Raw genomic sequence first — 22,090 nt, forward strand, 5'->3', positions numbered from 1 at the left:
GTACTTAAAATCTGTCGCACCGAATTTGGGAGATCCCCGCATGACCGAGCTTTTTGAGCCTTTGACCGTCCGGGGGACAACCATCCCCAATCGCGTCTGGATGTCCCCGATGTGCACCTATTCGGCATTATCCGAGGGTCCGGACGTGGGTGCACCGAACGATTTCCATGTGGCTCACTATGCTGCCCGCGCTGCAGGTGGTGTGGGGCTGGCCGTTGTGGAGGCGACAGGAGTCCTTCCTGAAGGCCGCATCTCGCCTTACGATCTTGGACTCTGGGACGACTCCCAGATCCCCGCCCATCGCAGGTTGGCCGGCGCCATTGCCGATGCAGGTGCGGTGCCCGGGATTCAGCTGGCCCACGCCGGACGCAAGGCTTCCATGGAGCGGCCGTGGCTCGGCGGGGAGCCTGTCTCCGCGGACGACGGCGGCTGGTCAGTCTCCGGCCCCAGTGCCATTGCCTTCCCCGGCTATCCGGAACCGGCCGCCATGACCCTGACGGATATCTCCGACGTTGTTGCGGCGTGGACTGAAGCAAGCCGCCGCGCGCTGGAGGCTGGCTACGAAGTGGTTGAAGTTCACGGCGCCCACGGTTATCTCCTCCACTCCTTCCTTTCGCCGTTGAGCAACAACCGCACGGACAACTACGGCGGCAGCCTCGAGAACCGTGCCCGGATTGTTCTTGAGGTGCTCGACGCCGTTCGGAGCGTCTGGCCCGCGGACAAGCCTGTATTCCTGCGCATCTCCACGACCGACTGGGTGACCGAGGATGCCGAAGATGGCAGGGAAGCGTGGACTGTGGAGGATTCCATAGTTCTTTCGCGCTGGGCCACCGAGCATGGTGCCGACCTGATCGACGCGTCCTCGGGAGCCCTGGTTCCGGCCAAGATTCCGCACCGGGAGGACTACCAAACCCGCAATGCGGCGTTGCTGAAGGCGGCAAGCGGAACGTTGGTGGCCGCCGTCGGCCGTATTAGTGATCCTGTTGCGGCGCAGGAATTGCTTGCAACCGAATCGGCAGATGCGGTCTTCATCGGCCGGGCTCTGCTGCGCGATGCCTCGTGGGCCAATAATGCAGCGGCTGCGCTGGGCGCCCGTGGCCGGTTCATCCGCCAATATGACTACGCTGTTTAACCCTTCGGACCAGTAGTTAGCCCGCTCCAGATAGAGCGAAAAATTGCCCCGAAACGCCACTCTCAAGTGCCCCGTTTCGGGGCATTTTTTAACTATTGCCAGATGGGGGCTTGGCGTGCATAATGTTCGGAGGTAGCGGAAGTTCAAACATCTATTCGAATTGGATCCCTCGTGAAACTTGCCCGACTGGCCTTCCATCACGCGCGCCCGTATTGGCCGTGGGTCACTGCGGTGTTGGTCCTGCAATTGATTTCCACTATTGCGGCGCTATACCTGCCAAGCCTCAACGCCAAGATTATTGACCAGGGTGTCTCCACCGGCGATACCGATTTCATCTGGTCCACGGGCCTCACCATGGTGGTTGTCTGTTTCATTCAGGTGGCTGCGGCCATCGGCGGCATTTACTTTGGTGCCCGCACCGCCATGGCCATCGGGCGGGACCTGCGTCGCGAGGTGTACTACCGCGTCAACGCCCTCGGCGCCCTGGATGTGAGCCGCTTCGGGACGGCCACCTTGATCACGCGTAATACCAATGACGTTCAACAGGTCCAGATGTTGGTGCTGATGGCCCTGAATTTCATGGTGTCCACCCCCATCATGTGCATCGGCGGAATCATCATGGCCCTGCGCGAAGACATTGGGCTGTCCTGGCTGCTGTGGGTCTCGGTGCCCTTGTTGTTCATAGTTGTCGGTTTTCTGGTGGTCAAGTTGCTGCCGCTTTTCCGGGAAATGCAGGACAGGATTGACTCCGTCAACGGCGTGCTGCGTGAACAGATTGTTGGTATCAGAGTCATCAGGGCTTTTGTCCGGGAGAAGTTTGAAGCCGAACGCTACCGTGATGCCAACCAGCAGCTGACTCGCGTCTCGGTGCGGGTCGGCAACCTGTTTGTGCTCATGTTCCCGGTCATCATGATGATCCTGCACCTGGCCACTGCCGCCGTGCTCTGGTTTGGTGGGCACCGTGTCGACGCCGGACAGATGCAGATCGGTTCCCTGACGGCCTTCCTGCAGTATCTGCTCCAGATCCTGGTTGCCGTCATGATGGGGGTCTTCATGGTCATGATGATTCCGCGCGCGGCGATCTCGGCTGAACGTCTGGACGATGTCCTGACGGCGAAACCCAGCCTTGCCGTCCCGGCTGGCAGGGAACTCCCGGCGCGGCACGCCGTCGAATTTTCAGGTGTTTCCTTTGGTTACCCGGGTGCCGAGCGGCCGGTGCTGAACAACGTGAGTTTCACGGCTCACGAGGGGCAGACCACGGCGATTGTTGGGTCCACTGGATCAGGGAAGTCGACGTTGCTGAACCTCATACCGCGTCTCTTTGACCCGCAGGGTGGCACGGTGCGCATCGGCGGGGTCGATGTGAGTGAGCTCAGCCGGTCCCAGATGGCAGAGCTCGTGGGGCTCGTGCCGCAGAAACCGTACCTATTTTCCGGAACCGTAGCCTCCAACCTCAAGTTTGGCCGTCCTGACGCGAACGACGACGAGCTGTGGGAGGCACTCCGCGTGGCCCAGGCCAAGGACTTTGTCACCGAGAAGCCAAAGCAGCTCGACACTCCCATTGCCCAGGGTGGCACCAACGTTTCAGGCGGCCAGCGGCAGCGGTTGTGCATTGCCCGGGCACTCGCGGCGCGCCCCCGAATCTTCCTGTTTGATGATTCCTTCTCCGCGTTGGATGTCACCACCGACCAACGGTTGCGCGAATCCCTGCACGAGGCCACCACGGGAGCAACCGTGATCATCGTGGCCCAGCGAGTCTCCACGATCCGGGAGGCCGATCACATCATTGTGTTGGATAACGGTGAGGTGGTGGGCTCCGGAACGCATGAAACATTGCTGGAGGACAACGAAACCTATCGGGAAATTGTTGAGTCGCAGCTGAGCATTGAAGGGGTTGCCTGATGGCGCGCAAGAGCAAGGAACAAATCTCCAGGGTTTCGGTGGAAGCAGCCAACTCCGAGGACGAACTCGTCGAGGAATACAAGCCCACCGACGCCGACGGCGGCATGTTTGGCGGGACCCCGTCCAAGAAGGCTGAGCACTTCTGGCCATCGGTCAAGCGACTCGTAGGGCTGCTGCGCCCCGAGCGCTTCATGTTCTCTGTGGTCATTGTGCTGGTGGCCGCCTCGGTGGTCCTGACGGTTATCGCTCCCAAGATCCTTGGTGCGGCCATGGATGTCATCTTCAATGGTGTGATGGGCTCACAGCTGCCCGCCGGGGTTCCCCTGGAAGTTCTCGTGGAGGCACAAAGGGCGGCCGGCAACGGGCAGTTCGCCGACATGCTTGCCAAGGCCAACATTGTTCCCGGCGCGGGCATTGATTTTGTTGAACTCAGCAGGCTCATTCTCATTGTTCTGGTCTTGTACATGGTGGCCTCAACGCTCATGTGGCTCCAGGGCTACCTGCTGAACGCGCTCGTGATGCGTGTTGTCTTCAAGCTGCGCGAAGACATTGAACGCAAACTCAACCGACTGCCGCTGGGCTACTTTGACACCCGCCAGCGCGGCGACTTGATGTCGCGGGTGACGAACGACGTCGACAACATCCAGGCTGCCCTCCAACAGGCCTTTTCGCAGCTGGTCCAATCGGCGCTTACGGTCATCGGCATCGGCGTCATGATGTTCATCGTGTCCTGGCAGCTGGCGCTCATCGCCCTCATCGCCCTGCCGCTTTCGGCCATCATCGCCGGTGTCATCGGCACCCGTTCGCAAAAGCTGTTCGCGGCCCAGTGGAAGCACACCGGATCACTCAACGGACACATTGAAGAGACGTTCTCCGGGCTGGAACTCGTCCGCGCCTATGGGCGTGACGAGGAGATGCTGGCCGAATTCGACGAACGCAACGAACACCTCTTCAAGGCTTCGTTTGGTGCCCAGTTTGTCTCCGGCATGATCATGCCGGCCATGCAATTTGTCTCCTATCTCTCCTACGTGCTGGTCGCCGTCGTTGGCGGTGTCCGGGTGGCCACGGGGCAGATGACCCTCGGTGACGCCACGGCGTTCATCCAGTACTCCCGCGAGTTCTCCCAGCCCATCGGTGAAATGGCTGGCATTGCCAACATGATCCAGTCCGGTGTGGCTTCTGCGGAGCGGACCTTCGAGATCCTTGACGCCGAGGAACAGGAAGCCGAAAAGGAATCTGAGAACATGCCGGAACGGACGGACGGACACGTGCGCTTCGAGAATGTCTCGTTCAGTTACGCGCCGGAAACCCCGCTGATCCGAGGGGTTTCCCTCACCGTGGAGCCGGGACAGACCGTCGCCATTGTGGGTCCCACGGGTGCCGGCAAGACAACGCTGGTCAACCTCATCATGCGCTTCTACGAGATCACCGGCGGGCGGATCCTGCTCGACGGCGTGGACACCCGTGAGCTCACCCGCGAACAGGTGCGCTCGCAGGTGGGTATGGTGCTCCAGGACGCCTGGCTATTTGAGGGCACCATCCGCGAAAACATCCGCTATGGCCGTTTGGATGCAACGGACGAGGAGATCGTTGCGGCGGCCGAGGCCACCATGGTCGACAGGTTCGTGCGCCAGCTGCCGGACGGCTATGACACGGTGATCGACGCTGACGGCGGGACGGTTTCGGCCGGCGAACGCCAGCTGCTCACGATCGCCAGAGCGTTCATTGCCAGCCCGTCGCTGCTGATTCTGGACGAGGCAACCTCCTCCGTGGATACCCGCACGGAGCTGCTGGTCCAGCACGCCATGGCGGCGCTGCGCACCGACCGAACATCGTTCGTCATTGCGCACCGGCTCTCCACGATCCGTGACGCTCACACCATCTTGGTCATGGAGGACGGCGATATCGTCGAACACGGCAGCCACGAAGAACTGCTGGCCCGCCAGGGTGCCTACTACAAGCTCTACATGACCCAGTTCCAGGGCGGGCACGAGCTGGAGGAAGAGACGGCGTCGGAGGCTCACTGACACCCTCGGTGATCGAGCCCGACTTCGGTGATCGAGCCTGTCGAGATCCGGCGGAGCGGGCAGCAAATCCGGCGGCGGCCCACCATTTTTCCGGCGACTATCCGACAAAAAATGCTGGCTCCGCCGCCCTCGCGAAACCGTTAGCGCAGCAGAGTGTCGATGAGCCGGGCGGCGACCTTGGCCGTGCGGTTGTCGATATCGAACTCGGGGTTTAGCTCGGCCACGTCAAAGTGGAACAATTTCCCGCTGGCGACTATCTGGCGACACACGGCCGCAATGACCGGCAGCGGCACGCCATAGGCGGCGGGGGCGCTGACACCGGGCGCCACGGCGGCGGGCAGCACGTCCAGATCGATTGTCAGGTACACGATGTCGACAGTTTCTAAGAACGAATCCACAAAACCGGCCGTGCGCTCTGCCGAGCAGTCCTCATCCAGCAGGTATTTCACGTCGAGCTCATGGGCGGTGTCAAAGAGTGCACGCGTGTTGTTGGGTTCACTGATACCCACGACGGCGTAATTTAGTTCCCGGTCAGCGGCGGCTTCCGCGTGGGCCATCTGCAGGAACGGCGTTCCCGAGCTCGGTGCCGGGGCGTCCCTCAGGTCAAAGTGGGCGTCAAGGTTCAGTACGCCCAACCGGGCACCATTGGCCACGGCCGTCGTTCCGGCAACGCCAAGGTAGCTGGCAAACGCGGTTTCGTGCCCGCCACCGAGGGCAAAGGTGAGATATCCGGCGTCGAGCATTTGCGTGAGCGCGGCGCCGGCGCGGGCCTGGCCATCCTCCAGCGCGTCCCCGGAGACCACAATGTCACCGGCGTCGAGGACGGAGCGGGAGCCGTGGAAGGCCAGCGAGCCAAGGGCGGCCCGGATCGCCGCCGGAGCAGTGGCTGCCCCTGTGCGGCCGTGGTTGCGGAGCACGCCGGCGTCCGAGCAAAAGCCAATGAGCGCAGCCGGTCCGGGCAGGGCTGCATCCAGTGAGGGGGTGGGGGAGGTGGTGACGGCCTGCCACCAGCGGCGGTGGGCGGGGTCGGCGCCGTCGTTCCTTCCGGTCCAAGCGGTGGGAGGAACATCAATGGCAAGCGTAGAAAAGTCCATGCTTCCAGAGAACAACAGTGAGCCGGAGAATGCCAGCCCGGCCGAGAAGTCCCCGTCTGCCATCACAGATCCCACCCAGTGGTAGTGCTTAAAAGACTGTGTGGCAGTTGTTGCACCAAAAACACCGAAAATGGGTGAAATTGGTGCAACAACTGCCACACAGATCTGCGGGTTACTTGACCCCGAACAGGTCCTCCACGACACCGATGCCGAAGAACAGCAGGAACGCTGCGGCAACGGCCCACATCAAGGGATGAATTTCCTTGGCGCGGCCCTGGAACAGGCGGATCAGGACGAAGGCAATGAAGCCGGCGCCGAGGCCGTTGGCGATGGAGTACGTGAACGGCATGAGCGTGAACGTCAGGAAGGCCGGGATACCGATGCCCCAGTCGGACCAATCGATCTTGCCCACCTGGGAGACCATCATGAAACCAACCACCACAAGGGCGGGAGCAACAGCCTCGAAGGGAACGAGTTTTATCAACGGGGTGGCGAACATGGCGGCCAGCAAGAGCAAGCCGGTCACCACCGAGGCCAGGCCCGTGCGGGCACCCTCACCGATTCCGGCGCCGGATTCCACGTAGATCTGGTTGGAGGAGGCGGACGCGCCACCACCGGCGATGGCGCCGAAAGCGTCGACCAGCAGTACGCGGTCAACGTTGGGGATATTGCCATCCTTGTCCAGGGTTCCGGCCTCTGAGGCCAGGCCAACCATGGTGCCCATGGCATCAAAGAAGATGCTGAGCAAAATCACGAAGGCCATCAGGAGTGCCGCCAGTGTGCCCAGCTTGCTGAACGCGCCGAAGATGTTGACCTGCCCAATCAGGGACAGATCGGGCCATGACCAAGCCGAGAACTGAGGCGCAACTAGCGACCAGCCCTGCGGGTTGCTGGTGGTGCCGTCGAAGGACGGGCCAATGTGCAGTGTCATCTCGAGGATGTTTGCCAGAACAGTGGAGACCAGGATGCCGATCAGGATGGCGCCCTTGACCTTACGAACCACCAAGCCGATGGTCAGCACCAAGCCAACAACAAAGACCAAGGTGGGCCAGCCCATGAGCTTGCCGTCGAAGCCGAGACCCACGGGAACGGTGGTTCCGGCAACGTCGGGGATGCGGCGCACAAAGCCGGCGTTGACCAGGCCGATGAGGGCGATGAACATGCCGATGCCCACCACAATGGCGGTTTTTAGTCCCTCAGGGACGGCCTTGAACACTGCTGTTCGGAAGCCGGTCAGCACCAAGACGAACATGGTGATGCCGGAAAGGACCACAAGGCCCATGACATCGGGCCACGTCAGCCCCGGGTTGGTGGCCACGGTGACGGCAATAAACGCGTTGACGCCCAAACCGGCGGCCAGGGCGAAGGGATGCTTGGCCCAGGCGCCCATGAGGATCGTCAGAATACCGGCCACGAACGCCGTGACGGCGGCGATGCGTTCCAGCCCAAGCTCGCCGCCGGCGGAGTCGGCGCCGCCAAGGATCAGCGGGTTCAACACCACGATGTAACTCATTGCGAAGAACGTGGCGAAGCCGCCGCGGATTTCGCGTGAGTAGTTTGAGCCGCGTTCGGTGATCTTGAAGTATTTGTCGACCGCCGACAGGCGCGGTGCCGTCTTCGTTGCCATAAGATGCCCTCCGGGCGAAGAAAAAAGAAAATAGTTAACCGAGGAAATCTTAGCCGCTCGAGCGCCGGGGCAGGATTGTGCCATCATCGGGCAGCCGGGTTTTCGCTGCTTGTTCCAAGTGCGACGCCGGGACCCCAGCAGCTGCCGAAGGTCGCCAAGCCGCCGCGTTCTTGAGGAAACTCCCAAGATTCTGGGTTACCGTGAGGTGCCCTCGCCTTAACTTTCAAAGGATTGCCCGCTGTGAAGAACCCCGCAAGTCACCGGCCCAGTGAGACGAACATGACACCGCAGGCGCTGGTGCGGCGTGCTTTTACGGCACTTTTGGCCGTGATGCTGTTGTTGCTGGGATCCTCGACGGCGGCGCTGGCGCATGATGCCGTAACAGGGACAACGCCGGCGGACGGTTCAACCGTGGCCACCGTCCCGGCGAAAATTGAGATCAGCATGAGTAATACCCCGGCCGTGATTGGCTCAGAAGTACTGGTCCTGGATTCGACCGGCACCGACTGGAGTACCGGCAGCGTTGACGTCTTGGATACCGTGGCCACGCAAAACGTGCGTCCAGGCGCCCCCGCCGGCAAGTTCACGGTGAAATGGCGTCTGGTGTCCTCCGATTCGCACCCCATCGAAGGTGAATTCAGTTTTACCGCGACGGCCGCATCGACCTCAACCGCTGGAGCGGCAGTGGGCGCGGGACCCATCGTTTCGGTCCAGGCTCAGCCCGAGGCGGCTCCGGAAGCGGTGCAGGACGAAAGCGCCGTGCCGTGGAGTGTCATCGGCCTCATGGCGGTGCTGCTGGGACTGGTTGTTGCGCTGGTTGTGGTGGCCCGGCGTCGTTTGTCCAAGGACGATTAGGCGCTAAGGACTAGGCGCTAAGCCAATGCCAGTGCCGAGCTGACTTCGCGGGAGACCACTCGCGCCGCGATGGACTGGCCGGCGCGCTTGGCCTGATGCAGGATCTCCGCCGTGGTGGGAATGGCGAGATCGCCAACACCAACCAGGTACAGGCCAAGGGCGTGCATTCCCGTGCGCATATCCGCGGCTGTAGTGACTCCCACGCTGTGCAGGACATGGCGCAGCTGAATGAGTGCCGCACGCGTGAAAACAACACTGTGGGCGTTGAGAACGCCGGTTGCCGTGTGTATCAGCCATGGGTGGTCGGCAGGCAGGGTGTGGCCGGCCCGGGTGAGCTCCAGCGCTTGGGTCTCCGGGCGGATGTCCAGGTCATGGCGGCGGGCATAGTTTTCCAGCAGCCGGACAACTTCGCTTCGCTCGCTCAAGGCGTCGAGGCTGATGCCGCCGGTGGTGGGTGGCGGGGAACTTTGCTTCACGGGGCAAAAGCTGTCAACCATGATGGCCTTGACGCCCTGACGGTTGAGCTCGGCAGCGACGGCCAGCGCGGAGAAACCGGAGCCGATCACCACGGCGGTCGTGGCCTCCGCTGGCAAGTCGGGAGCAGTGATGGCAGAAGAGGAAGCAGTAGCTCGTGGCGTAGTAGTGACAGGCGCAGCGGACATGGCAAATGCCTCCTTGAACGGTAGGAGAACTATGGGCGGCACATCCGGGAGCGTGGTTGTGCCGTGGGGCGCAGAGCGGTGGGACTTACAGCAAAACCCGGTCCAGATATGCGTTGCTAAAAACCCGCTTGGGATCGAGAACATCTCGAACCTTACAGAATTTTCCAAGGTCTGGGTAGAGCTCGGCAAAGTCATTCGATTGGAGAAAATGCCACTTTCCCCAATGGGGTCGGCCGGAGTGCGAACGGAAGATTTTCTCGGCAGCTTTGAAGTACTCAAAGGGCTGCGTATTTATGTGTTGGTGAATGGCAATATAGCCAGTTTGTTGGCCGTTTGTCGTGGAAAGTGCGATGTTGTCGGCAGCCGCACTACGGACCTCCACAGGGAACGAGACACGCAGGTCACATCGCTTAATCATGGCGTCCAGTTCGGCCAGAACCTCCGGAATGCTAGCCAAGGGAAGCGCGTATTCCATTTCCCTGAAACGCACTGTCCGCGTCGTTGCAAACACCTTGTGCGAGGCGTCGCCGAATTCCCTGTTGCCTGTCAGTGCGGACGCCATCTGATTGACGCGCGGAATGATCGAGGGGACCTTGGCCGTGACATTGCACAGGGCTGCAAACAAGGTGTTGGAGACCAGCACATCATCCACCAGATGTGCACGAGCCGAGAGCGGGCCCACGCCGGCGGGAAGGGCCCCGGGCGCGTGGCGCGTATTGGTTTTAGTCAGGGCCATCTGGGTGTGTGGGAACCAATAAAACTCGAAGTGATCAAGGGTTGTATTGCGCTCGGCAAGACTTTCCAGAACATCTGCCAGGGGTTCGGGTCGTTCCACCGCATGAATCATGAAAGCGTCCACACACTGCAGGGTCACGGAAGTGATGATGCCCAAGGCGCCCAACCCAATCCGGGCTACGGCAAAGACCTCGGCATTTTCGGATTCGGAGCACTGCAACACCTCGCCGGTGCCGGTCACCAACGTCAAGGCCCTGACCTGAGTGGCTAGGCCACCAAATTTCAGCCCCGTCCCATGGGTTCCGGTGGAGATTGCCCCGGAAACGGACTGTTGGTCGATGTCGCCCAGATTTTCCATGGCCAGGCCATAGGGCTCCAGCAGCGCCGGGATCTCATGGAGGCGTGTACCACCGCCAAAAGTGGCCAGTTTTGCTACGCGGTCAACCGTGAGTAGTCCACTCATGCCGTCGAGCCGCAATTGAATGCCGCGGGTCAGTGCAATGTCCGTGAAACTGTGGCCTGCCCCCACCGCTTTCAGAGTTGTGCCGGCTGCCGTGGCCCGCTCAACGAGGGCTGACACCTCCGCCACCGTTGCCGGCCGCGCCACGTGGCTTGGTGTACACCGCTGGTCCCCAGACCAATTGCGCCACTCACTCATACAAATGCCTTACCTTCGCCGCGGTAGGTGCGCGTGCTGCCCAGCAACTGGCCGCCGTCGAGAATTTCCAGGGCATCAACGTGCTCACAGACTTCGCCGGACTTGGCGTGCCTGAACCACACCTTGCTGCCGATCCCCAGCCGGCCCGCCGCGTCACCGCGCAGTGGAGTCTGAACCTCGCCGGCGCCCTCAGTGCCGATCATGCTCAGCCCTTCCGGATAAACGGGCACAGGGGAGCGGTCCGGTCCATGCGGTCCAGAAGCAATCCAGCCACCGCCGAGGACCGTAATCATGTCAGGGGCGGGTCGCCTGACAACGGGCACGGCAAATCCGACGGCGTGGGCCGGGGTGAAGCGCGAATAGCCGTCAAAGAGGGTGGGGCCAAACAATCCGGAACCTGCCGCCAACTCGGTCACGGAGGGATCTGCGCTGGTCAGCTCGAGGCTGCCGGTGCCGCCGCCATTGACAAATTCCAGCTCGGTGACGTTGCGCACCGCCGCGACCACCTTGCCCCGGCGATCGGTGATTTCGGCCATGGACGTCCGCTGGATCTGTTGCAAGATGGCACCCTTGGCAAGATCAGCCACCTTGTTGCCCGTGTGTGGCGTGTCTTGCAGGCCGGCGATCTGGGCTTCGTAGGCCATCATGCCAACCAGTGTGAACAGCTTGCTTGACCCGCGCTTGTAGCTGCCGATCGACGAGGTCATGGCAAGGGCGTCAGCGCCGGTGCGGAGTGGGGATCTGTGCACGCCAACATGGCCCAACGTCCGTCCGCCCACAGTAGGTCGCCACGAGGCGTCGAGGTCAAGGCAGAGGCGGATGGGAGCGCTGGGGGTCGTTTCCTGCAGGGCGGCCGCCATCCACTCCAACTGCTCTGTGGAGTCCACCATCAGCGTGATGCGGGCGCAGGCCACTGGATCTGCGGCCAGGGTTCGAACGGCCTGCGCGTTGGCCGTTGGGTACCCCACCACAATGTCCGTGAAGGCATTCGAGGGGTCGGTCGCCAGCCACAGGGCCTCGGGCAGCGTAAAGCCGAGGATGCCGGCGAAGCCTGGCTGGGCCAATACAGCCCGGAGCACGTCCTTGTTGCGGATGGATTTGCTGGCAACGCGAATTGGCTTCCCCGCTGCGCGTCTTAAGAGCGAGCCTGCGTTGAAGGCGAGGGCCTGGACATTCAAGACGGCAAGCGGCGCGGGAAGATTGGCGCACGCGGCATCGGCTAGGGCCCAGCTGTCCGACGGCGCACGGCCACCGCTGCGCCCGTCCGCAAGAGCGGCCGCTGGCAGCTTAACGAGCCCCTCCGGAACGGCGAATTCCACTGAATTTCCAGTCCACTGCGTCACAAGCAACCTCCCATGGGTGATCTTGAAACCCACTCTGTCATATGTGAACGGCATCTGTGAACGGCCGAAAGCGTTACTTGCGGGGACGACTTTTGCGCCCTGCATTACGCCACCTTTGAGATCTTTGTGCGGGGCGGCTTGACGTGCCTTGTTGAACCCGCAATAGTCACAAGTACAAGCCGCGAAGGGGAGGCGCCACGGCGTTTTTGTACCCTCCGGCATAGAGGTACGAGGAGGCGCAGCATGAGCAGCTCAGAGGAATCAACGCAGGGCTCCACGCCCGAGCAGGTCCCCAGTCCCACGGGAATCGTGGTGGGGATCGACGGGTCCGAGCAAAGCAACTGTGCCTTGATTTGGGCGGCCCGGGAAGCCGAAACCCGCAAGGTTCCGCTACATTTGGTCACCGCCTACACTGTCCCCATCTTTGCCGCTTCAGGGCTCGACGGCGGTTACGCCACCGTGGACGACGACGTCATCCGCCAGGGTGCCGAGGCTGTCCTCCGGGAGTCGGCCGCCAAGGTTTCCCACCTCAATGTTCAGATGGACGCGCGGGTTGAAAACGGTGACGCCGCCGGTGTCCTGTTGGAACTCAGCGAAACCGCTGAACTGCTGGTCTTCGGTTCGCGTGGCCGCGGCGGATTCATTGGCCGCCTCCTTGGCAGTGTTAGTACGGCCCTGCCGGCCCATGCCAAGTGCCCCACTGTAACCATCCCGCTCAAATGTGCGGCACGGCTGAATGAGGGCACCGCCGAAGCGGCAAAGGTTGAAAAAGTTATTGTCGTAGGCGTTGACGGTTCCGATCAGGCCCGGTATGCCGTGCTGGTTGCCGCCGAACAGGCCGAGCGCTCTGGCAGCAGCCTGCACATCATTTGTGCGGTGCAGCCCTACACCGGAACACTTGCCTGGATGCCGGCACCGGTGGATCGCGAAGCCTTGTTTGCGGAAATTCAGATCCAGTTGGACGCCGGAGAGAAGTGGCTGCGCAGCCACTTCCCGAAGCTGCCCATCAAAGTTGAACTCCTTGAAGGATCGGCAGTTGATGCCCTCGTGACGGCCTCCGAGACGGCCGAACTGGTGGTCATGGGAACTCGCGGCCGCGGTGGCTTTGCGGGAATGATGCTGGGTTCCACGACCGACGGTGTGCGCCACCATGCCAAGGGCCCCATCATGGTTGTCCGCGACCGGGAAGATCCGCGTCAGGGCGACCGCTCAGCGTTTGGTCCGCTGCTGCAGGCCTGATCTGACACGGCTGCGCTAAATCAGCGCAGCCGTAGCGGGTTAGTACCGGGCAGCGTACGGGTACAGCGCCATAGTGGGCATGTTAGCCAAGTTCGTGACGGCAATGGGGTATCCGTAATACAGAGCCTGCACCACCTGGTTGTTGCCGATGTAGATGGCAATATGACCAAATTGGCCGGATCCGTTGTCGTCGAAGACCAGCAGATCGCCGTAGCGCATCTGGGACAGCGGAACGCGTGTTGGCGCGGCCCAGAACTGGTCGGTGCCTTGACGCGGCACGGAGATGCCGGCCGCGGCAAATGCCTGTTGGACCAAACCTGAACAGTCAAAGGCGGTGGGTCCGTTGCCACCCCACTGGTATGGCCCGCCAATTTTGGACATGGCGTAATTGACCATGACCTGCGTGTAGGAGCCCGACGGCGGCGTCACGGGTGCAGGTGCAGGTGCCGGTGCAGGCGCAGGTGCGGGAGCCGGTGCAGGCGCGGGTGCCGGCGCTGGAGCAGGTGCGGGCGTGACCGGCTTCGGAGCAACTACCACCGGCGGCGTGACCGGCTTGGGGGCCGTTACGGGAGGCGTGACAGGCTTCGGGGCCACAACCACGGGAGATGTGACCGGTTTGGCGTCGGGCTGGGCAGCTGCTGGCGGCTGGGTGGGTGCCGGAGTGTTAGCGGAGGCGGCGATCTGCTGCTTCAGCGCTTCTTCCTGTGCTTTCCGTGTCAACTCGTCCACGCGGGCGCCTTCGAGTTCAACGGTGGTGTTGTGCAATGTGGCCAACCGCTGCAGCAGTGTGCTGCGCTGGGCCTCGTTTTCGGCAACGACTGCTGCTTGGCTATCCGCGGCGGCCTGCGCCTGAGTATGTGAGGCGTCTGCGGCCGCGATGGCCTCATCGGCTGCCTTGCTGGCTTGGTCTGCCTGTGCCTGCAGCGCGGTCGATGTTGCGGCGGTTGCCTCCGCGGTGTCGAAGGTGTGCGCACGGCTGGCGCTCAACGCCATCAGGGTGGAGGCCTGGTACATGGCATCATCAGCGTCGGAGCTGGCCAGAATTCCCTGAACGCTCAGGTCCAATCCGCCATTTTTGTACAAGCTGCCGGCGAGCTGGCCCAGCTGTGCCTTGGCTGCCTTATTTGCGCTGGCCGCAGCTTCCGCCTTTGCCTTCGCGGTAGCTGCCGCGCTCTTGCGCTGCTCCAGGATGACTAGGGCGTTGGTGTAAGCGCTGTTGGCACCCATGGCGACCACGGTTGATGCCTGCAGCTTGTCATTGGCTGAACTGATGATCGCATCCAACGCGGCAGAAGCCGCGGCCGTGGTGGCTTCGGATTCTTTGGCCTTGGCAATCTCATCCTCGCTGGGAATAGCGGGACTCAGCGGGCGCAGCGAAAACTGTTGCGACGCCGTCGAACTTAAGACGGCGGCACTCAGGGCGCCGAGGCCAGGGGAGGATGATGCCGCAGGGGCCGCGTTGGCGGGGGCCAGGAAGGCAGTGGAGACCACGGCCGCACAGGCCAGTGCGGTGGTGCCGCGAACCAAAAAGCGCAAAGTCATCCCGTTGCCTTACTGCAGATGGAAGGTAAATGGTGCCTGCGCCCGGCCGCAAAAAGCGGTTTGGCGGTGCACGGACACTTACACAGTTAATCTGACCCTACGGCGCGTAGATGCCTTTGGCAACACCAGTAACACCAGCAACATGAACCACACTGGTGTCATTTACCCCCAGCCGAGTTCGTGCAATCTTTCCTCGCTGATGCCAAAGTGATGGGCGATCTCGTGGACCACAGTCACGGTGATTTCATGGATGACTTCTTCGCGGCTGTGGCAGATCTCCAAAATGGGCTGGCGGAAGATGGTGATCCGGTCCGGCAGGGACCCTGATTCCCACCAAGAATCACGTTCCGTGAGCGGCGTACCTTCATAAAGGCCCAACAGGACGGTGTCCGGGTCTTCGCCAGGGCCAGGCACATAGTCGTCGGCTGTGAAGATCGCCACATTATCCATCTCGGAACTGATATTTTTTGGGATCTGAGCGATGGCAGCCTGCACTGCAGCGTCGAATTCTGCCTCGTTCATGGTGAACGGTGCGAAGGAGGGGATGCCGGCCAGTGGATTCTCATGCATGCCCCCAGCCTAGTGACAGCCGTGAAAACGTTGAATTTCCGGGGATTTTTGGCTCCGGCTGGAGAGGGCGAGTTGAGGAGGGGAGGCTCGTTTTGCGTTCTGGTCAAAATGCCCCTATAGTTTTTGGAGTCCACTTCGGACCGAAGCGCTGGAAACAACGCGGAGGTAAGAAGGATGACTAGGCCCCCATCGTCTAGCGGCCTAGGACACCGCCCTTTCACGGCGGCGGCACGGGTTCGAATCCCGTTGGGGGTACTTGCGAGTGAGTGGTAAACCGGATGAAAAAATGCTGGTACGCTATGACTCGTGAAAATCACACAAACGTGTGAGAGAAACAAATGCAGTAAATATGTATGGCCCTGTAGCGCAGTTGGTTAGCGCGCCGCCCTGTCACGGCGGAGGTCGCGGGTTCGAGTCCCGTCAGGGTCGCTTTGGTTGTCTTGGCAAGTTACAAGATGATCTGGTGACGAGGATTTTCAGATCACCAAGGCTCTGTAGCTCAGTTGGTAGAGCGTTCGACTGAAAATCGAAAGGTCACCGGATCGACGCCGGTCGGAGCCACCTCAGAAGAACCCCTTAGAAATAAGGGGTTCTTTCTTGTTTAACTCCCGATAACCTTTTGTGTCTTACGTCATAATTGGCGAAACAATTCTCCTTTGATAAAAGTGCACCGGCGTTGCCCCTCATCTTTGCGGTGCATAGGCTTACCGTAAGAGAAACAGAAAGGGCCCCTTGATGGACTCGAACGACTCGCACAATCAGGCTTCATCTTCATCGGTAGCTGCAAGCCCGGGGGACACCCAGGGGCGCACCGTCATTGCCGAGACTGCCGTGGCAAAGGTGGTCGGCGTTGCGGTTCGCGGTGTGGCTGGAGTTCACGCACTCGGCTCAGGTGCGTCACGATCCCTTGGTGCCATCCGCGAAGTTGTCGGCGCAACCGACTTAACTCAAGGCGTCCGTGTGGAAGTCGGGGAGTCCCAGGTTGCCGTGGACATCGTCTTTATGGCTGAGTACGGCTATCCATTGCAGACTCTCGCCAACACCGTCCGGCGTGCCGTCTACTCAGCCGTTGAGGAGCTGGTGGGCCGCCATGTGATTGAAGTGAATATTGAAATCACCGATGTCTTCATTCCAACGCCCGACGCCGAGAAGCCGGCACCGCGCACTCGTCTCACCGAACGCTTGGGTGCGGCAGTCAAGGCGCAGCCAGCCACCGACATCAACTATTCAACGGAAGCCGGGGAATAACCGTGAATCTCAGCGTAGTGTGCGCCGCATTTGGTGCGTTTTTGGCATTTATGGCTTTTGCTTTTGGGTTTTGGGGGTTTATCGTCTCGGTGGTGTTCATCGCCGTAGGCGTTTTTGTGGGACGTGCCGCCGGCGGAAAGCTTGATTGGCGTGGCGTCCTTGACGCCTTGACCGGACGGCGCTCGTCGTCGTGAGTAAGCACCTCACAAGATCTACAGAGTTTGCGGGGCACAACCGCATCAGTACGCAGGCCCTGACCTCGGTGGCAAAGGTCGCAGCAGCTGACGTTTTAGCTGTGGCTCCTGCCCAGGTTCGGGTCACCTGGCATGACGATGCCGGCGCCCTTGCCTTGTCCATTTCCTCCGCCATGGGTGCGCCGTCACTGACCGACATCCGTCGCAACCCAGGCCTGGCGGCGCAAAACGGCGGCAGCATTCTGGCCCGTGCAACGGCGGCCAAGGTCCGGATTCTTGACCAGGTTGAATTCTTGAGTGGGTCACAGCTGAGCCGGGTGGACATCCGGATCTCCGGACTCATTGCTCGCACCGACGGGCGGGTTCTATGAGTGATCGCACGGATTATCTGCGGCGCATCCTTAGCCGAGAGACCCATTCGCCACGTTCAGGTGTGGCTGTCGTTGCGGCCATCCTTGTTGCGGCCGTGGCAATCTATTGCTTGCTGGAAATGGTGTTGGGGGCGATTGGCCAGCCGGCATGGCTGTTGCACCCCATGGAGGCCGCCCGGCGGGCTGCAGGCCTGCCAGGTGCTACCCCCACGGCTTTGCTCGGCGCCGCGGGGCTGCTTGTCGCCCTGATCGGGCTGATCTTTCTGTGCAACGGACTGTTGCCGGGCCGACGCGCTCGGCACGTCATCATCCATCCTCGTGTGGCCATCGTTGTGGATGATGAAGTGATCGCTTCGGCTCTGGCCAAGTCCGCCCGCATGGCCGCAGGCGTTACGCGTGAGCAGGTCATGGTGGTGGTTTCGGCGCGGGCCGTGCAGGTCAATATTCGGCCCACGTCCGGGATTCGGCTTTACGAAGACGGGATCAAGACCGCCGTTGAAGCAGAGCTGGAGACCATGTCGCTCGAGCCCGCTCCGGTGGTCACCGTCAGATTGGCCGAGAGCGGGGTGATTGGCGTATGAACGGCACGCCTCGAGGCCTCAATCGCCTACTCTTGACGCTCCTCGGCCTGATCATGGTCGTCGCCGGCTGCGGAGCCATCGTTCTTGCCACCATCCCCACCGCTGCCAGCTGGTGGCAGGGATGGGCCGGAGCGCAGCTCGCATGGCTGGGTGATTACGCGGACCGCACACGCCTGCTGCTGACGTCGCAGAGCTGGATCTGGCTCGCCGGCGCCGTGTTCTTCTTGATGGTCGTCATCGTCATGATTTCTTGGATTGCCAACCAAGGAAAGGGCCGGGCCAGCACTCTGCATGATTACGAGGGCAACGCGGACGACGACGGAGCCTCCGGCGCTGTCAGGCTCAGTTGCGCCGTGGCCGAGCAGGCGCTAAAAAGTGCCCTGTTGGAGCGCACCGACTTGTTTGGCGTCTCCGTGACGAGTTATGACTTCCGCGGGCAGACGGCCCTGAGAGTCCGCGTTTTGCCGCGCCCGGGAGTTGCGCCGCATGAAATCGCCGCGGAGATCACCGAATTGGTTTCTGCCTTGGATGAATTGCTGGGACTTGAGGTTCCGGTGCTGCTCAGTATTGGTTCCGGTGCCAGGTCTCGCTTCACCAAAGCTGAACGAGTCCGCTAGTCTCGATTCATCACCACCCTTGGGTTCTACAAGCTTGGGGGCCCGCAATGACACACAATGGAGGGCAACATGACTGAGAACAACACTGAAAACACCGGAGCCGAAGCCGTAGACAAGGCCAAGGACTTCGCTGCGGACGCAGTGGACAATGCCAAGGAATTTGCTGGCGACGCTGCTGAAAACATCAAAGAATTTGCTGGCGACGCCGGCGAGAACATCAAGGACTTCGCCGAGGATGCGGTTGGAAACGTGAAGGAATTCGCTGGCGAGGCTGGCGAGAACCTGAAGGAATTCGCAGGCGACGCAGCCGAGAAGGCTAAGGGCTTCGGCGCCAAGATCGCTGGAATCTTCAAGCACGACAAGTAACACAAGCCGGATCTGCACAGCTAGTACAGATCAGGTAGGCGCCGGGTTCCTAGGGAACCCGGCGCCTACTTTTTTAGCCGGTGATCCAGACGGCCGAATTGGGTGCCAGTTGTCCGCCAGACACCGACTCCACGCCGCTGGCCAGAACAATCTCTGCTGCCGGGGGCAGGTCCAACGGGGCGCTGCCAGCGTTCGCGATGACGGTGAGTGGGCCATTGCTGAAGGCAACGACGCCGGCACCTGGGTCGTGTTGCGGCGCCCAGGTGTGCGTTCCCTCGCCTAGGGCATGCGTGGCACGTATTTCGAGGGCCGTGCGGTACAACTCCAGCGTGGACCCTGCCACTCCAACCTCGGAGTCGGCAGCATAGTTGGCGAAGGACAGCGGTTGTGGCAGCCACGGCGCAGTGGATTGCCCGCCACCTGCGGCCCCGGAAAAGAAGCCATAGCCGGGTTCCTCCGCCCTCCATGGCAACGGGACCCGGCAGCCATCACGGCCGCGCTCGACACCGTTTGTGCGGAAGAAGGCCGGGTCCTGGCGGACAGCTGCATCAAGGGCAGTATGCTCCGGCAAGCCCAGCTCCTCGCCTTGGTACATGTATGCCGAACCGGGCAGGGCCAGCATCAGCAAAGTTGCCGCGCGGGCCCGAGCCAGCCCAAGGGCCTCATCCGGCTGTTCATCCTCGGCGCTGATTCCCTTGGGGAATGTTGTTGGATCGGCCAAGCCAAAGCGGGACGGGTGACGGACGGTGTCGTGATTGGACAACACCCACGTGGCAGGCGCACCGACCGCGGCATTCGCGGCCAGTGAATTATCCACGGCCGTTGCCATGCGTTCGGCGTCCCAACCGGCAAGCAGGAAGTCAAAGTTGAAGGCCTGTTGCATCTCGTCGGCTCGTACGTACAGCGCCAATCGCTCGGGCTGCTCAACCCAAGCCTCGGCAACCAGCATGCGGTCGCCGTCGTACTCCTTGAGGACACGATTCCAGGCCCGGTAAATCTCATGGACACCGTCCTGGTCAAAAAACGGGGACGGCGGGTCCATGGCCGGCTTTTGTTGGTGCGCCGCCTCCTGTACTGAAGTCGTCTCGCTCTCATCGCCGGAGACCATGGCTGAATGCCCCGCCCAGTCCGGAAGTCCGGGGGCCTTGACCATCCCATGCGCCACGTCAACACGGAAGCCGTCCACCCCGCGGTCCAGCCAGAATCGAAGCACGGACTCCATCTCGGCATGGACTTCGGGGTTTTCCCAGTTCAGATCCGGTTGTTTCGTGTCGAAAAGGTGCAGATACCACTGGCCAGGGGTGCCGTTCTCCGTCAATCGGGTCCAGGCCCTCCCGCCAAAGATGGAACGCCAGTTGTTGGGCGGCTCGTTCCCGTCGATCCCCAACCCGTCCCGGAACATGTAGCGGTTGCGGGCAGGCGATCCGGCCGGAGACGCCAAGGCTTCCTGAAACCACGCATGTTCATCCGAGGTGTGGTTCGGGACAAGATCCACGATCACTCGCAGACCAAGACCATGGGCCTTGCGTAACATGTCGTCAAAATCGTCCAGGTCACCGAACAAGGGATCGACCCGGCGGTAATCCGCCACGTCGTACCCGGCATCAGCCTGAGGGGACAAGTAAAAGGGTGACAACCAAATAGCATTGACGCCCAGGCTGGCCAGATACTCCAATTTCCCGGAAATACCCGACAGATCACCCATGCCATCACCGTTTCCATCGGCAAAGGACCGCGGATAAATCTGATAGATCACGGCGCTGGCCCACCAAGGCTTGGTCGGCGCTGGCTGAAAAGATGTCATGTTGTTCCTCCTGAAACAAACGAGTAACGAAAAGGTGTAAGCGCTTGCACTCTAGCACTGGATCTGATTAGTGTGTGAGATGAACCACTCAAGACCACTCAATGCGATGCCCTGAATCATGCGCCGCATCTGAAGATTTTCACTTTAGGAGAATGAGCATGGGAACCAAGACTTCCAAGATGTACATGCCAATGGCGGCTGTCGCAGTGCTGACCCTGGCTCTTTCCGCCTGTAGCGGCGGAACAGGTGGAGGATCCTCCGGTGGCGGAGGTGCCGCTTCGGAGAACCTCGACGCCCGCGGCCCCATTACCTACGTCCAGGGCAAGGACAACTCGGAGGTGATTCGGCCGCTGGTGGACAAATGGAACGCGGCCCACCCCGACGAGCAGGTGACGTTCAAGGAGCAGTCGGACAAGGCCGACCAGCAGCACGACGATCTGGTCCAGCGCTTCCAGGCCAAGAACGGCGACTATGACGTTGCCAGTGTTGACGTCGTGTGGACGGCTGAATTTGCGGCCAAGGGCTGGCTGCAGCCGCTGAAGGACACGATGACCATTGACACCACCGGCTTCCTGCCGGCAACCGTGGCAGCGGCAACCTACAAGGACACCCTGTACGCCGCACCGCAAACCTCCGACGGAGGCATCCTGTACTACCGCAAGGATCTTGTGCCGACCCCGCCCAAGACCTGGGAAGAGATGATGGGCATGTGCACCATCGCCAAGGAAAAGGGCATCGACTGCTATGCCGGGCAGCTTGCCCAGTATGAGGGCCTGACGGTAAATGTGGCCGAGGCCATCAACACCGCCGGCGGCACCATCGTGGACAAGGACGGCAAGGCCACGGTTGATACTGCGGAGGCCAAGGCCGGGCTGACCAACCTGGTCCAGGCCTACAAGGACGGCAATATCCCCAAGCAGGCAGTGACCTACCAGGAAGAACAGGGCAGGGCATCCTTCCAGGACGGCAAATTGATGTTCCTGCGTAACTGGCCGTACGTGTACAACCTGGCCAAGACCGACGGTGCCTCGAAGGTCAAGGACACCTTTGGCATTGCACCCTTGCCCGGCAAGGACGGCCCCGGCGCATCCTCCCTGGGTGGACACAGCCTGGCGGTCAGTGTTGATTCAAAGAACAAGGCCACGGCCAAGGATTTTGTGACCTTCATGATCAGTGAGGAAACGCAGAAGTTCTATGCCACTCAGGGATCCCTTGCACCTGTCCTGGAAAGCCTCTACAGCGACGCGGCGCTCGTTGAAAAGTTGCCGTACCTGCCGGTCCTGCTGACCTCCATCCAGAACGCCGTCCCGCGGCCTGTGACGCCGTTCTATCCTGCAGTGACCTTGGCCATTCAGCAGAACAGCTTCGCTGCCATCAACGGGAGCAAGAGTGTTGATCAGGCCATGACTGACATGCAGGCGGCGATCTCGGCCGCAGGGTCAAAGTAGCCAGCTAGAGCGCACCTGTGGCGTTCCCGGTCGTGGATAACCGCGCCGGGAACGCCGCAGTGCCTGTTCCTCGCA

Annotated in this window: 20 protein-coding genes and 3 tRNA genes; 15 read left to right on the forward strand and 8 right to left on the reverse strand. The window is 61.4% G+C overall.

All coding sequences use genetic code 11. From position 1 onward, the window contains the following. Positions 1 to 40 precede the first annotated feature (40 nt). The 3 genes from ACP7B9_RS16040 (at position 41) to ACP7B9_RS16050 (ending at position 5,061) form a co-directional block, all read left to right on the forward strand. Positions 41 to 1,132: an NADH:flavin oxidoreductase/NADH oxidase gene (locus ACP7B9_RS16040; protein ID WP_425864966.1), complete on the forward strand. Its 1,092-nt coding sequence runs from the start codon at positions 41 to 43 to the stop codon at positions 1,130 to 1,132. Between the two features lie 171 nt (positions 1,133 to 1,303). Then, on the forward strand, positions 1,304 to 3,034 hold the full coding sequence (locus tag ACP7B9_RS16045) for an ABC transporter ATP-binding protein (RefSeq protein WP_425864967.1): 1,731 nt from the start codon (positions 1,304 to 1,306) through the stop codon (positions 3,032 to 3,034). Then, positions 3,034 to 5,061 carry an ABC transporter ATP-binding protein gene (locus ACP7B9_RS16050; protein WP_425864968.1) on the forward strand — a complete coding sequence of 676 codons (2,028 nt, stop codon included), beginning with the start codon at positions 3,034 to 3,036 and terminating at the stop codon, positions 5,059 to 5,061. Before ACP7B9_RS16045 ends, ACP7B9_RS16050 begins: the two co-directional genes overlap by 1 nt. Before the next feature lie 140 nt (positions 5,062 to 5,201). Here ACP7B9_RS16050 and hutG read toward each other — a convergent pair whose 3' ends face one another. Together hutG and ACP7B9_RS16060 are read right to left on the reverse strand one after the other, a co-directional pair. Next, positions 5,202 to 6,155: a formimidoylglutamase gene (hutG, locus tag ACP7B9_RS16055; protein ID WP_425865035.1), complete on the reverse strand. Its 954-nt coding sequence runs from the start codon at positions 6,153 to 6,155 to the stop codon at positions 5,202 to 5,204. Between the two features lie 172 nt (positions 6,156 to 6,327). After that, positions 6,328 to 7,782 (reverse strand): NCS2 family permease, encoded by a 1,455-nt coding sequence (locus ACP7B9_RS16060; protein ID WP_425864969.1) that lies wholly within the window; start codon positions 7,780 to 7,782, stop codon positions 6,328 to 6,330. A 240-nt stretch (positions 7,783 to 8,022) separates the two neighbouring features. Here ACP7B9_RS16060 and ACP7B9_RS16065 point away from each other — a divergent pair, with 240 nt between their 5' ends. Beyond that, positions 8,023 to 8,637 carry a copper resistance CopC family protein gene (locus ACP7B9_RS16065; RefSeq protein ID WP_425864970.1) on the forward strand — a complete coding sequence of 205 codons (615 nt, stop codon included), beginning with the start codon at positions 8,023 to 8,025 and terminating at the stop codon, positions 8,635 to 8,637. A gap of 17 nt (positions 8,638 to 8,654) precedes the next feature. On the opposite strand, the gene ACP7B9_RS16070 is transcribed toward ACP7B9_RS16065, so the two are convergent. The 3 genes from ACP7B9_RS16070 to ACP7B9_RS16080 form a co-directional block, all read right to left on the reverse strand. After that, on the reverse strand, positions 8,655 to 9,299 hold the full coding sequence (locus ACP7B9_RS16070; RefSeq protein WP_425864971.1) for an FAD-binding protein: 645 nt from the start codon (positions 9,297 to 9,299) through the stop codon (positions 8,655 to 8,657). An 85-nt stretch (positions 9,300 to 9,384) separates the two neighbouring features. Continuing rightward, positions 9,385 to 10,692 (reverse strand): D-arabinono-1,4-lactone oxidase, encoded by a 1,308-nt coding sequence (locus tag ACP7B9_RS16075; RefSeq protein ID WP_425864972.1) that lies wholly within the window; start codon positions 10,690 to 10,692, stop codon positions 9,385 to 9,387. Next, entirely contained in the window at positions 10,689 to 12,035 is a 1,347-nt protein-coding gene (locus ACP7B9_RS16080) for an amino acid deaminase/aldolase (protein WP_425864973.1), read from the reverse strand. The genes ACP7B9_RS16075 and ACP7B9_RS16080 overlap by 4 nt, the downstream gene beginning before the upstream one ends. A 243-nt stretch (positions 12,036 to 12,278) precedes the next feature. Here ACP7B9_RS16080 and ACP7B9_RS16085 point away from each other — a divergent pair, with 243 nt between their 5' ends. After that, positions 12,279 to 13,274, forward strand: a complete 996-nt coding sequence (locus tag ACP7B9_RS16085; RefSeq protein ID WP_425864974.1) for a universal stress protein — start codon at positions 12,279 to 12,281, stop codon at positions 13,272 to 13,274. Between the two features lie 39 nt (positions 13,275 to 13,313). Here ACP7B9_RS16085 and ACP7B9_RS16090 read toward each other — a convergent pair whose 3' ends face one another. Next, the gene (locus ACP7B9_RS16090) at positions 13,314 to 14,816 is read right to left on the reverse strand and encodes a C40 family peptidase (RefSeq protein WP_425864975.1); all 1,503 of its coding nucleotides are present in this window, start codon (positions 14,814 to 14,816) and stop codon (positions 13,314 to 13,316) included. 162 nt (positions 14,817 to 14,978) lie between these two features. Continuing rightward, complete coding sequence (locus tag ACP7B9_RS16095; RefSeq protein WP_425864976.1) at positions 14,979 to 15,386, reverse strand: metallopeptidase family protein; 408 nt, start codon at positions 15,384 to 15,386, stop codon at positions 14,979 to 14,981. Positions 15,387 to 15,568: 182 nt separating this feature from the next. Here ACP7B9_RS16095 and ACP7B9_RS16100 point away from each other — a divergent pair. The 9 genes from ACP7B9_RS16100 (at position 15,569) to ACP7B9_RS16140 (ending at position 18,763) form a co-directional block, all read left to right on the forward strand. Further along, positions 15,569 to 15,641 (forward strand) — tRNA-Glu (locus tag ACP7B9_RS16100). Between the two features lie 100 nt (positions 15,642 to 15,741). After that, positions 15,742 to 15,815 (forward strand) — tRNA-Asp (locus tag ACP7B9_RS16105). Positions 15,816 to 15,874: 59 nt separating this feature from the next. Further along, positions 15,875 to 15,947: transfer RNA gene (locus tag ACP7B9_RS16110), tRNA-Phe, on the forward strand. A gap of 174 nt (positions 15,948 to 16,121) precedes the next feature. Beyond that, on the forward strand, positions 16,122 to 16,634 hold the full coding sequence (locus ACP7B9_RS16115; RefSeq protein WP_425864977.1) for an Asp23/Gls24 family envelope stress response protein: 513 nt from the start codon (positions 16,122 to 16,124) through the stop codon (positions 16,632 to 16,634). Positions 16,635 to 16,636: 2 nt separating this feature from the next. Next, positions 16,637 to 16,828 carry a hypothetical protein gene (locus ACP7B9_RS16120; RefSeq protein ID WP_425864978.1) on the forward strand — a complete coding sequence of 64 codons (192 nt, stop codon included), beginning with the start codon at positions 16,637 to 16,639 and terminating at the stop codon, positions 16,826 to 16,828. Beyond that, positions 16,825 to 17,199: a hypothetical protein gene (locus ACP7B9_RS16125; RefSeq protein WP_425864979.1), complete on the forward strand. Its 375-nt coding sequence runs from the start codon at positions 16,825 to 16,827 to the stop codon at positions 17,197 to 17,199. The genes ACP7B9_RS16120 and ACP7B9_RS16125 overlap by 4 nt, the downstream gene beginning before the upstream one ends. Next, positions 17,196 to 17,780: a DUF6286 domain-containing protein gene (locus tag ACP7B9_RS16130; protein WP_425864980.1), complete on the forward strand. Its 585-nt coding sequence runs from the start codon at positions 17,196 to 17,198 to the stop codon at positions 17,778 to 17,780. Before ACP7B9_RS16125 ends, ACP7B9_RS16130 begins: the two co-directional genes overlap by 4 nt. Further along, complete coding sequence (locus ACP7B9_RS16135) at positions 17,777 to 18,397, forward strand: hypothetical protein (protein WP_425864981.1); 621 nt, start codon at positions 17,777 to 17,779, stop codon at positions 18,395 to 18,397. The genes ACP7B9_RS16130 and ACP7B9_RS16135 overlap by 4 nt, the downstream gene beginning before the upstream one ends. A gap of 69 nt (positions 18,398 to 18,466) precedes the next feature. Next, entirely contained in the window at positions 18,467 to 18,763 is a 297-nt protein-coding gene (locus ACP7B9_RS16140; protein ID WP_425864982.1) for a CsbD family protein, read from the forward strand. 73 nt (positions 18,764 to 18,836) lie between these two features. Here the strand turns inward: ACP7B9_RS16140 and ACP7B9_RS16145 are convergent, their stop codons facing one another. Further along, on the reverse strand, positions 18,837 to 20,567 hold the full coding sequence (locus ACP7B9_RS16145) for a glycoside hydrolase family 13 protein (RefSeq protein WP_425864983.1): 1,731 nt from the start codon (positions 20,565 to 20,567) through the stop codon (positions 18,837 to 18,839). A gap of 158 nt (positions 20,568 to 20,725) precedes the next feature. Between ACP7B9_RS16145 and ACP7B9_RS16150 the strand changes: the two genes are divergently transcribed. After that, positions 20,726 to 22,015 (forward strand): ABC transporter substrate-binding protein, encoded by a 1,290-nt coding sequence (locus ACP7B9_RS16150; protein ID WP_425864984.1) that lies wholly within the window; start codon positions 20,726 to 20,728, stop codon positions 22,013 to 22,015. The last annotated feature ends 75 nt before the right edge of the window (positions 22,016 to 22,090 follow it).

It is taken from the genome of Arthrobacter sp. TWP1-1 (assembly GCF_049897845.1).
Classification (GTDB): Bacteria; Actinomycetota; Actinomycetes; order Actinomycetales; family Micrococcaceae; genus Specibacter.

Coding starts and splice junctions, on each gene's coding strand:
- ACP7B9_RS16040 (WP_425864966.1), top strand. CDS start 41: ATGACCGAGCTTTTTGAGCCTTTGACCGTCCGGGGGACAACCATCCCC.
- ACP7B9_RS16050 (WP_425864968.1), top strand. CDS start 3,034: ATGGCGCGCAAGAGCAAGGAACAAATCTCCAGGGTTTCGGTGGAAGCA.
- hutG (WP_425865035.1), bottom strand. CDS start 6,155: ATGGACTTTTCTACGCTTGCCATTGATGTTCCTCCCACCGCTTGGACC.
- ACP7B9_RS16060 (WP_425864969.1), bottom strand. CDS start 7,782: ATGGCAACGAAGACGGCACCGCGCCTGTCGGCGGTCGACAAATACTTC.
- ACP7B9_RS16070 (WP_425864971.1), bottom strand. CDS start 9,299: ATGTCCGCTGCGCCTGTCACTACTACGCCACGAGCTACTGCTTCCTCT.
- ACP7B9_RS16075 (WP_425864972.1), bottom strand. CDS start 10,692: ATGAGTGAGTGGCGCAATTGGTCTGGGGACCAGCGGTGTACACCAAGC.
- ACP7B9_RS16085 (WP_425864974.1), top strand. CDS start 12,279: ATGAGCAGCTCAGAGGAATCAACGCAGGGCTCCACGCCCGAGCAGGTC.
- ACP7B9_RS16090 (WP_425864975.1), bottom strand. CDS start 14,816: ATGACTTTGCGCTTTTTGGTTCGCGGCACCACCGCACTGGCCTGTGCG.
- ACP7B9_RS16095 (WP_425864976.1), bottom strand. CDS start 15,386: ATGCATGAGAATCCACTGGCCGGCATCCCCTCCTTCGCACCGTTCACC.
- ACP7B9_RS16115 (WP_425864977.1), top strand. CDS start 16,122: ATGGACTCGAACGACTCGCACAATCAGGCTTCATCTTCATCGGTAGCT.
- ACP7B9_RS16130 (WP_425864980.1), top strand. CDS start 17,196: ATGAGTGATCGCACGGATTATCTGCGGCGCATCCTTAGCCGAGAGACC.
- ACP7B9_RS16135 (WP_425864981.1), top strand. CDS start 17,777: ATGAACGGCACGCCTCGAGGCCTCAATCGCCTACTCTTGACGCTCCTC.
- ACP7B9_RS16140 (WP_425864982.1), top strand. CDS start 18,467: ATGACTGAGAACAACACTGAAAACACCGGAGCCGAAGCCGTAGACAAG.
- ACP7B9_RS16145 (WP_425864983.1), bottom strand. CDS start 20,567: ATGACATCTTTTCAGCCAGCGCCGACCAAGCCTTGGTGGGCCAGCGCC.
- ACP7B9_RS16150 (WP_425864984.1), top strand. CDS start 20,726: ATGGGAACCAAGACTTCCAAGATGTACATGCCAATGGCGGCTGTCGCA.